The 9435-nt window shown below is 47.7% G+C and carries 11 protein-coding genes; 5 read left to right on the top strand and 6 right to left on the bottom strand.

Annotated features, from left to right (window positions below; genetic code table 11):
- Both IQ219_RS11980 and IQ219_RS11975 read left to right on the top strand, forming a co-directional pair.
- On the top strand, window positions 1–216 hold a 216-nt coding region (locus tag IQ219_RS11980), incomplete at its 5' end, for an STAS domain-containing protein (protein WP_368667605.1).
- A 116-nt stretch (window positions 217–332) separates the two neighbouring features.
- Window positions 333–950 carry a potassium channel family protein gene (locus IQ219_RS11975; protein ID WP_228017012.1) on the top strand — a complete coding sequence of 206 codons (618 nt, stop codon included), beginning with the start codon at window positions 333–335 and terminating at the stop codon, window positions 948–950.
- A gap of 247 nt (window positions 951–1197) precedes the next feature.
- Here the strand turns inward: IQ219_RS11975 and IQ219_RS11970 are convergent, their stop codons facing one another.
- Complete coding sequence (locus IQ219_RS11970; protein WP_194072748.1) at window positions 1198–2226, bottom strand: ABC transporter ATP-binding protein; 1029 nt, start codon at window positions 2224–2226, stop codon at window positions 1198–1200.
- A gap of 316 nt (window positions 2227–2542) precedes the next feature.
- On the opposite strand from IQ219_RS11970, the gene hisB reads away from it, so the two are divergent.
- Window positions 2543–3175, top strand: a complete 633-nt coding sequence (gene hisB / locus IQ219_RS11965) for an imidazoleglycerol-phosphate dehydratase HisB (RefSeq protein ID WP_194015693.1) — start codon at window positions 2543–2545, stop codon at window positions 3173–3175.
- 17 nt (window positions 3176–3192) lie between these two features.
- Here hisB and IQ219_RS11960 read toward each other — a convergent pair whose 3' ends face one another.
- The 5 genes from IQ219_RS11960 to IQ219_RS11940 all read right to left on the bottom strand — a co-directional run bounded on the left by IQ219_RS11960 (window position 3193) and on the right by IQ219_RS11940 (window position 7703).
- Window positions 3193–3804: a Uma2 family endonuclease gene (locus tag IQ219_RS11960; protein WP_194072747.1), complete on the bottom strand. Its 612-nt coding sequence runs from the start codon at window positions 3802–3804 to the stop codon at window positions 3193–3195.
- 95 nt (window positions 3805–3899) lie between these two features.
- Entirely contained in the window at window positions 3900–5108 is a 1209-nt protein-coding gene (locus IQ219_RS11955; protein WP_194072746.1) for a bifunctional 2-polyprenyl-6-hydroxyphenol methylase/3-demethylubiquinol 3-O-methyltransferase UbiG, read from the bottom strand.
- Between the two features lie 165 nt (window positions 5109–5273).
- Window positions 5274–5540: a circadian clock KaiB family protein gene (locus tag IQ219_RS11950; RefSeq protein WP_228017010.1), complete on the bottom strand. Its 267-nt coding sequence runs from the start codon at window positions 5538–5540 to the stop codon at window positions 5274–5276.
- A gap of 182 nt (window positions 5541–5722) precedes the next feature.
- Window positions 5723–6643: a response regulator gene (locus IQ219_RS11945; RefSeq protein WP_228017008.1), complete on the bottom strand. Its 921-nt coding sequence runs from the start codon at window positions 6641–6643 to the stop codon at window positions 5723–5725.
- A gap of 322 nt (window positions 6644–6965) precedes the next feature.
- Window positions 6966–7703: a DevA family ABC transporter ATP-binding protein gene (locus IQ219_RS11940; RefSeq protein ID WP_194072749.1), complete on the bottom strand. Its 738-nt coding sequence runs from the start codon at window positions 7701–7703 to the stop codon at window positions 6966–6968.
- Window positions 7704–7842: 139 nt separating this feature from the next.
- Here IQ219_RS11940 and cobW point away from each other — a divergent pair, with 139 nt between their 5' ends.
- On the top strand, window positions 7843–8892 hold the full coding sequence (cobW, locus tag IQ219_RS11935; RefSeq protein ID WP_194072745.1) for a cobalamin biosynthesis protein CobW: 1050 nt from the start codon (window positions 7843–7845) through the stop codon (window positions 8890–8892).
- A gap of 62 nt (window positions 8893–8954) precedes the next feature.
- A partial coding sequence (locus tag IQ219_RS11930; RefSeq protein WP_194072744.1) for a Ycf66 family protein occupies window positions 8955–9435 on the top strand: 481 nt, incomplete at its 3' end.

Below are 9435 nucleotides of genomic sequence, written 5' to 3'. Positions count from 1 at the left end.
GTACCCCGCCTTGGCATCACCGCCCTATTGGCGATCGAAACCATGCTCAAAGATGCATTAGCTAAGCAACGGGAAGTTTTTTTGGTGGGGGCTAAGGGTCAAGTCCAAGCTCGCTTGCAAAGGTTGCCGGTGTTGGCGCAACTATCTCCCCATCATCGTTTGGAAAGTCGTTTGCTCGCTTTACAAATGGCCGCCGCCTGTATCAATGTTGATTAGGCGTTTAATGGCTTTTGGGCTGGGGATTTATGTTTGGCAAATATCGACCAAAAAATCTTGATAACTGGCATTACCGTAATCTTTTTTGGTCAATTGTTTCATTACTGCTTTTTGCCATGTTTGTGAAAACGCAAATAGGAGGAGTTATTACTTCCGTCTTGTTTACGGTGACCATTCTGGTAATGGTAAAAAATATGGCCATTAGCTCTCTCTGGAAAACTTTTCTACGGGGACTGGTGGCGATCGCCTTGGGCTGTGATTTATTAACTTTGTTGATTAGTAACCCAACCATTTCCCAAAGACTATTTACTTGGGCAGATATAGTCTATGCGGTGTTCTTCGGAGCGGCGGTGATTACCATTAGCCAACAATTGAACAAGGCTCAAAAAGTCGACCAAAATATTTTACTGGGAGCTATCAGTGTTTATTTACTGATTGGAGTCTTTTGGTTTTTACTTTACCGGATCTCCTATATTATCTCCCCTACCAATTTTAACGAATTACAAAGTGATGGAATTAACAATTTCGTCTTGCTCTATTTTAGCTTTACGACTTTGACCACCCTGGGTTACGGCGATATTCTCCCCACAGATTCCATTGCCATGGGATTGTCCAATATGGAGGCGGTTATCGGTCAAATGTATTCAGTAATTTTCGTTGCCCGCCTGGTTAGTCTCTACACTAACGATCTTAATCGTCACAACCAAACCCAGGAGAAAAAAGAATCCGACTAGGCACCCCTGCGAGAAAATTCATCCCTTGGCACAATGGTAGAAGCGAAACCTAGCCCAAACAGTATCACTTAGCTCATTTCATGGTAGTCTCCGCCACTGATCATTCAGATAGAACCACATCCCAAACTGGCGATCGCCAAGGCTCATCACCCAGCCCGTCGGAGTCAGAACCAATCCTTTGTCCCCATTGTCGCCGCACGGCCAGTAATGGCATTAAATGCAAGGGAATTTGCGTTGCCGATAGCGATTATTGAGCATTTTCCGGATTTTCATCATCATCAACCTGAGCTTCTGGTGTTTCCTGGGGCGATTCCGTCACAGTTTCTTCGTCCACCACTTCACTGGTAATCAGATTTAAAAACACATCTTCCAAGGTGGGGCGTAGCCGTTGCATTTCGTACAAATCCCAACCCTGGGTAACGATCGCCTGGGCTAATTGTTGCCCCAGTTCCTCCAGTTGATTACTCCGCACCAAAATTTGCTGACGTTCCTGCTGTTGGGGATGGCTTTTAATCTCCACCTCTTCCACACCGGGCAAGGACTGTAAACAACGGGCGATCGCCGTTCCCTCTGCCCCAGCTACCTCCAACTGATAACTGAGATTACCTCTTAAATCTGCTAGTAAATTTTCCGGGGTATTGGTGGCCACCACCCGCCCTTGGTTGATGATGGTTACCCGGTCACAGGTCATGCTCACCTCCGGCAAAATGTGGGTGGAAAGGATGATGGTGTGCTCCTCTGCCAAACTTTTAATTAAGTTACGCACTTCGATAATTTGCTTTGGGTCCAGTCCCACCGTGGGTTCATCCAAAATAATCACCGCCGGATCATGGACAATGGCCTGGGCAATGCCCACCCGTTGCTTAAATCCCTTGGACAGCTTGCGAATCAGGACTTTTCGTTTTTCCGTCAACTGGCACCGTTCCATGGCCCAGGTCACCCGCTGGCGGCGATCGCCTGGTTTAACTCCCTTAATGCTAGCCACAAAGCCCAAAAAGCTTTCCACTGTCATATCCCCATAGAGAGGGGGATTTTCCGGTAGATAACCAATGCGTTTCCGCACCGCTAGGGATTGTTCATGGACATCAAACCCTGCCACCCGCACTGTCCCGGTAGTGGCCGGAATGTAGCCAGCCAAAATCCGCATGGTAGTGGTTTTCCCTGCGCCGTTGGGGCCCAAAAAACCGAGAATTTCGCCTTTTTGTACCGAAAAGTCCACATCCTGGATCGCAGTGGTGGAACCGTAAACTTTGCTGAGATGTTCAACCTCAATCATGGCGGGGGAAATTAGTGAGTAAATAACCTGGGCATATTATCCCCTTTTCTTGGCCGGGCCCCAAGTGAGGTGGGTCAACCCGAAACTACTCTAGATTTATCTGCGTTCCCAATGGCTGGTTGGCAAGGTCTTGATTAACCCACTAAAGCAATCAAAATTCTGGGGGACTTTTCTCTAGCTTCCCTTCAAACTGTTGCAGAGAGAGAGAGCTTTTTAAACACTCTCTAACTTCTGACAATCTTCTCTTTACCTTTAAAATGGATTAAGGCTGTTCTAAAAAAAGCCATTGCCACTCAACTTCACCCATATTTTCCCCATGCCGGAGTCATCCACCCCTTCCCTGTTGGTCCCCAACTTTTCCCCTCGTGCGGCGGCGGTACATCGAGTCACTAAAGAAACGGATGTGCGAGTGAGTTTGAATTTGATGGGCAGTGGTTTATGTCATGTGGCTACGGGAGTTCCGTTCTTAGATCATATGTTGCATCAGATTGCTTCCCACGGTTTGATTGACCTGGAAGTGAACGCGACTGGGGACATTGAAATTGATGACCACCACACCAACGAAGATGTGGGTATTACCCTTGGCCAGGCTTTAGCTGAAGCCCTTGGCGATCGCCGTGGTATTAATCGGTTTGGCCATTTCATTGCCCCCTTAGATGAAGCCTTAGTACAGGTAACGTTGGATTTTTCTGGGCGGCCCCACCTCAGCTATGGCCTACAAATTCCGACGGAAAGGGTGGGCACCTACGACACTCAACTGGTGCGGGAATTTTTTGTTGCGGTGGTTAACCACAGTCAAATGACCCTCCACATCCGCCAGCTTGATGGCATTAACTCCCACCACATTATCGAGGCCACCTTCAAGGCGTTTGCCCGGGCCATGCGCATGGCGATCGAAGTTGACCCCCGCCGGGCCGATACTATTCCCAGTTCCAAAGGAGTTTTGTAAGGCTGATTTTAATCCCATTAACTAGGGAAAATTCTTTGCAGAGATAGGGTAAATCCTGGCAAAACAGTTTCCCCTGATAGGGTGCTGGGATTTTCCAGAACTTCCACCGCTTGACCAGAACGATAAATTTCCACCCGCTGATTTTTGGGGTCAATCAACCAACCTAACTGAGCTCCGTTTTCCATATACTCCTGCATTTTTTCCTGCAGTTTTTTCAGCGAATCGGTTGGAGACCTTAATTTCACCACAAAATCAGGACACAGGGGGATAAATCCCTGTCTTTGTTTAGTAGTAAGTGTTTGCCAGCGTTCCCTCGTTACCCAAGACGCATCCGGCGATCGGTTAGCGCCATTGGGCAATTCAAATCCCGTGGAGGAATCAAACGCCATGCCTAAAGTGTCGTTAGCTTCACCCCATACCCCAAGTTGAGTAATGATTTTGGCGTTACGATTACCTGTTTCGCCACCAGTGGGAGGATTCACAATTAATCCCCCTGTTGCTGTGCGTTCAAGTCTTAAATCACGATTCTCCGCCGCTAAAACAGCAAATTGTGCTGGCGTAACCTGCAAGGCCAGTTCTTCAGGAATATTCAAAGGCAGTGACTTGGGATGATCAACGGCCTGAACCATGGCAATTTCCTCTGTGCAACCAGGGGGACTTTTCAATTTTAGTCCCTAGCCCCCGTCTGCGAATTTCAGAGCATCGGTAATCATTAAAACAGATCCTAGGATTTGCTGAGGGTCAGTAGTTGCCGAGTTTGTAGGCTCCGCACCAATGCCAAATTGATGGATTGATCGCCTAGGTTAGCGAGGATTGTTGCCACATTGGCTTGACTGTCAGTGCAATTTTCCACCTCTTGGAGAAACTTAAATTCAGCCTCTGTTAATTCCAACGGTTGATAGTTGTAGTCAAATAAACTGCGGCTGGGCCAACCAGTAATACAGGGATGAAGCCCTGGTTTGGCTTGTAAAAGTTCCCCATCGTCAGCCCAATCACTAATTTGTACGGGGGGTTTAGCCAAGAAAAATTCGTAGTGGGTAATTTCTGGGTCTAACAATTCGATCAGACGATACCGTTCCTTTTCGCCCAAATTTTTGGCCCGTTCCATTAAGTCCGGCGCTTTACCCAACAGGCGATCAAGTTGCCAATAGTCGGGGTTGGAAAAGCCTAAAAATTCTAGTCCGGCCGAGTCGATTAATTCAAATAATGTATTGATGTTGTAGTCCGTTTCCTGGGGATGGACATACATATCTGCAAAGGATTCGTCCCGATGATTTTCCAGGGACCAACGCTCTTTTTCCCTTTTCACTAAACGGTTATATTCCGGCAAACTAGCAAAAATTTGTCGACCTACCGCTACCCCATCCTGGTAATCACCCCGTTTTTCCCCCTGTAAAATGGCGATCGCCCTTTGCATGAGCTGGATTTCCCAACGGCCGATTTCAGCGTAAACAAAAATGTGGAATAAACCACCGGGAGCCAATTTTTCCGCCAAAGCTTGGATGCCTGCAATGGGGTCAGGGAGATGGTGCAACACCCCCACGGAGTTAATGTAGTCAAATTGTCCTGGTATGCTGGCGGCATTTTCGAGGGGTAACTGCTGAAAACTTACTCGGTCACACCACACGCCGGATTTTTGTAATCTTTCCTGGGCAACCTGCAACGCCCCTTCGCTAATGTCAATGGCGTGGATTGTCGCTTCGGGGTTAAGGTGAACTAAATATTCCGTTCCCACCCCAGTACCACAGCCGGCATCGAGAATACGAATTTTTTGGTTAGATGGCCGTCGCCCCAAACAAAAATTGTGCACCGCAGTCCATTGCCAGCGCCAGTTATAACCCGGAGGTGGCTCCTGTAACAGGGGTTCCGGGGGAAAAGGATAGGTATTGTAGAGAGCCTGGACAGCTTGGCGTTGATGGGAATTGGGCAACATGGAGGGGTAGATCAGGAAAAAACTTGAGCTTTGGCGATCGCCAGAGAAATGTAAGAGGCAAAATTCTCGCCCTAGTTTTTAATCATCACCTAATATCGGCCCACCGCCTAGGGGATAGCTGTCAATCCTCCGGGAAATGAACCTGCAAACCTTCGGGCACAATGTCTAGCCCTCTAGCCCCAGCAAAACTTTTTCCGTATTGGACATATCACCGATAATCCGTTGCAGAGGAGGGGGCAATTGTTTGATCAGGGTGGGGGTGACCATGATTTTTTCCTCTTCCGCCCGTTGGGGTTGCTCCAATACATCGATGATTTCAACGTTGTACTGATCACCTAAATCTTCTTGACAAATGCGGTAAATATTGGCGATCGCCTGCTGAGAACGCACCGAATTACCCGTAATATAAAGTCTTAAGACAATCTTATTCATACCTATCGTTGATAGTAAATAAGGCCACTGCTCAAATCTAACTCAATAAACTTAGGATAAATAACCTCAATCAAAGGGAATCTAAAGAAAAAACAACAATAAACTAACAGATTGGTAATCTCGTTAAAGTAAGATATGATCAGTTGATCAAAAAACAGATTACTCAACAAAACATTAACACGTCAAGAACTATCTTTGGAAGGTAGTCGTGGTGAAATGCGGGAGGAAATATTCAAATTATTTAAGCTGACATAGTACTTGCGATAAAAGCCAGCTAAATATCCCATTAATTCTAATACTATCAATCTGCCTTCGACGGCATAGGCTTGGGATTTAACCACATTAATATTGTGATTTTTTTCCTTGAGGGTCGTGGTGTGGATTTCGATAATATCCCTGGGGCTGGCTTTCATAAAACCTAGGCGATCAGCTAAATTTCTCAAGCGACCAGACAGATTATGGTCTATCCTAAAGGCCCGTTGATCCAACGCTAACTCTAACAACTCTCCATAGGATTGTTTCAACTCTTCAAACAATTCTGGAAAGGAGTCTTTGATGGTATCGGAGCCAAACATCCGGGCGGTGACGCTGGTGGTGGAGCTAATTAGGGTTTCCAGATCGCGGTATTCCTTCTGTTGGCTGGCTAAGTTCCGTTGATTTTCACTCTTGCGGCGATAAATATTTCTTTCTAAAACCGATAGCAATTCATAATAAAGCAAATAGCTGTCTAGGTTTTTTAGTCGTAAATAGCCATCGGCCCCGTGCTGAAAAGCTTGAATAACTAAATGCTCATCTTCACTTTGGCTATAGGCAATGATGGATTGGTCGGGAAAAATTGTACGGGCTTTAATTAGAGTATCAATTCCTTGAATTTCCGATAAAAATAGATCTAATAAAACAATGGCAAATTCGCGGTCTTGGCAAACTTCCACCGCCTCAGCCAAATTCGACACCGCTGTGGTTTGCACTGGCAGACGGGCCGCCAAAGGGGACATAGTCGACGAACCCAGATAATTCTCAACCATTGTCGCCGTGGCCGAATCGTCTTCAATCAGTAGAATTTGGTAGGGATCCTGGGTCATGCAATCACTGCTAAGTTCCAAGGCGAGGGGTTCATTGGTGAGTTCAGTTTAATTATCTTGTTTTGCCTCCCCAGGTTTTGCCTGGTAACGTCTCTGTGCCTAAAGTTTTGAGGAAAATTAAAGCAAAATTAAAACCTGGTAAATAGGCATTTACCAATCCTAAATACAGCGGTTGGGGTGTCTGAGTGGCACAGCAAACTCTTTATAGAATGAGCGTTACTGCTGCTTTATGTGTGTCACGCCAATTCGGAATTTACTGTATCTCTATGATTTGATTTGAGTATTTAGTTGTGTTCATTATATTGAGCTTCTAGCTGAGTTTTTAGGGTTGGTTAATTAATCTTCACTCCCCCGTATCAGCACAAAGTTGCCCATCTTCGAGTTGAATAATCCGATCCGCCACGTCCAAAATGCGGTTGTCGTGGGTAACAATCAAAATAGTAGACCCCTGCTCCCGGGCTAGTTTTCTCATTAACTCCACCACGTCATGGCCCGACTTACTGTCCAAGGCCGCCGTTGGTTCGTCGGCCAAGATCATTTTGGGATGGGAAACCAGAGCCCTGGCGATCGCCACCCGTTGTTTTTGTCCACCAGAAAGACTATGGGGACTATAGTTGATGTGGTCCCCTAAACCCACCGCCTCCAGCATAGCAATGGACAATTCCTTAGCCTGATGGTCATTGTATTGGGAGTATAGTTCGATGGCCATCTGCACATTTTGCCTGGCCGTGAGGGATTCCAGCAAATTATGGGCCTGGAAAATATAACCAATGTGACGGCGGATCTGGACTAACTCGTGTTTTTTGGCACCATTTAATTCTTGGCCAAACACCCGCAAACTCCCGCTTTGGGCTGACCGCAATCCCCCCATGAGGGTCAACAATGTGGTTTTTCCCGAACCGGAAGGCCCTTTGAGAATAACCACTTCCCCTTCCTCCAATCGGAGATTGATATCAAATAAAATCTGTTTACGCAGGTTGCCAGTGCCATAGAAGTGACTGAGATTCTCCATAGCCACCACTGGTTCCATTGGCGCCGTTTTCACTGGATCACTGGAGGGAGAGGAAAGGAGCATTGCCATGGGCACAATCGTAGTGGGGGAAAAATCTTTATCTATCATGACCGTTCCTTGGGGGGAAAACCACCGCTAAACTTAAAGACCCGCCCCCAGACGGTCATATCCTAATTGTTACAAGTTTTCACAAATTTTTACGAAATTTATGCACAAAATCCCCGTTACCGTAGTCACTGGCTTCCTCGGCTCTGGCAAAACCACCCTGGTTAGGAACCTATTGCAAAATAACCAAGGACGACGCATTGCCGTATTAGTCAACGAGTTTGGGGAAGTGGGCATTGATGGGGACATTCTCCGCAGTTGCCAAATGTGTGACGAAGACGGTAATCAGATCTCTAATGAAGCCCCTAAAATTGTCGAATTGGCCAATGGCTGCCTCTGTTGCACTGTGCAGGAGGAATTTTTGCCCACCATGCAGGCTTTATTGGAGCGGCGGGAGGAAATTGATTGCATTGTGGTGGAAACTTCTGGTTTAGCCCTACCCAAACCCCTCATTCAAGCTTTTCGTTGGCCAGAAATTCGCACCGGCGCCACCGTAGATGGGGTGATTACCGTGGTGGATGGGGATGCCCTGGCTAGGGGAGCCATGGTGGGAGACTTGGATGCGTTGGAAGCGCAACGGCAGGCCGATGATAGCCTCGACCATGAAACCCCCATCGAAGAATTATTTGAAGACCAGTTGGCCTGTGCGGATATGGTACTGCTGACCAAAACCGATTTGTTGGCGGATGGGGAGCAACAACGGCTGGAAAGCTGGTTGGGCGACCAGTTACCCACGGGGGTGAAAGTGGTGCCCTGTCACCAAGGGCAAATTAGTCCAGCAGTTCTCCTCGGCTTTAATGCAGCGGTGGAAGACAATCTCCATAGTCGCCCTAGTCACCATGACCACGAGGAAGACCACGACCACGATGAGGATATTAATGCAGTCTATGTGGCCTTGGACCGAGAGTTTGACCCCAAGCAGTTGGTCAAAGGTCTAGCCCATTTAGTGGAAAACCATGAGATTTATCGCATTAAGGGTTTTGTCGCCGTGCCCCAAAAGGCTATGCGTCTGGTGCTGCAAGGGGTGGGGCCACGGTTTGATTATTTCTACGATCGCCTCTGGACAGAGGTAGATAGCCGGCAAACCCGCTTAGTGGTAATTGGCCAGGCTTTGGAACCGGAAAAGATCAAAATGGCGATCGCCAACATCTAGGCCCCTTCGGCCATTAACAGAATCAGCTACCATGGAGCAGAGAAACATCAGCTTTCAGGGTAATGGTAAATTTCGGGCTCAATTCAGCTAGCATCCTTGGTATTTTTCTCGCAGTGGCCGGGGCGGGGCTCTATTTCCTGCGCTCGGTGCGGCCGGAGGTGTCCCGGGACTATGACATCTTTTTCTCCGCTGTGGGCCTACTGTGCGGATTAATTTTACTGTTCCAAGGTTGGCGGCTAGACCCGATTTTACAGTTTGGGCAATTATTACTCAGTGGCTCCACTGTGTTTTTTGCCGCTGAAACCATCCGTTTACGGGGCATCACCACCGAACAGGCTAGGCGCAGTGCCCCCTACGCAGACGATCGCCGGGTGAGTAAAACTAGGGTATATACCGAAGCCGAATTGGACCAATTGGAACCGGAAGATGAGCCGGTGGCCCGTAACAATCGCCGCCTGAGGGGTTATGACGATGATGCCCGCAGTGGTCGTCCCGATGGCTATGGAGAAGCGGAAGCTAGGACCAGGCCCCGTCCCTCTAGTG

The organism is Synechocystis sp. LEGE 06083 (genome assembly GCF_015207725.1).
Classification (GTDB): Bacteria; Cyanobacteriota; Cyanobacteriia; order Cyanobacteriales; family Microcystaceae; genus Synechocystis; species Synechocystis salina.
This window is presented reverse-complemented; position numbering and strand designations above follow the sequence as displayed.